This window comes from Pseudomonas sp. H26/SER47-MNA-CIBAN-0231 (assembly GCF_040310465.1).
Taxonomy (GTDB): Bacteria; Pseudomonadota; Gammaproteobacteria; order Pseudomonadales; family Pseudomonadaceae; genus Aquipseudomonas; species Aquipseudomonas atacamensis.
This window is the reverse complement of record NZ_JBEOPW010000088.1, coordinates 1-269: the sequence shown is the minus strand read 5'-3', so window position 1 is coordinate 269 and position 269 is coordinate 1. Positions and strand designations below refer to the sequence as shown.

Sequence of the window (269 nt, the reverse complement as noted above, 5' to 3'; positions counted from 1 at the left end):
CCGTGGTACTTATGATTCGATGTTGCCCATCTTTAACACCGCCTCAGAAGTGGGTTACGGCGCGGTCATTGCTTCATTGGCAGGCTTTCTTATTATTCGTGACAGCATCTTAAACCTAACGCCTGATAACCCACTTATCTCAGAAGCGGTCGCGATGACCACCCTTGCTGGTATTACTGGCTCATCTTCTGGTGGTTTGAGTATTGCCCTATCGACGTTGGGTGAAGATTATTTAAGAATGGCGGTTGCCGCTGGTATTGATCCAGAAC

The 269-nt window shown here is 48.0% G+C and carries 1 pseudogene; it reads left to right on the top strand.

Annotated elements, in window-relative coordinates:
• Window positions 1-269, top strand: a pseudogene (locus AAEZ10_RS27385) (GntP family permease); the annotation flags it as partial.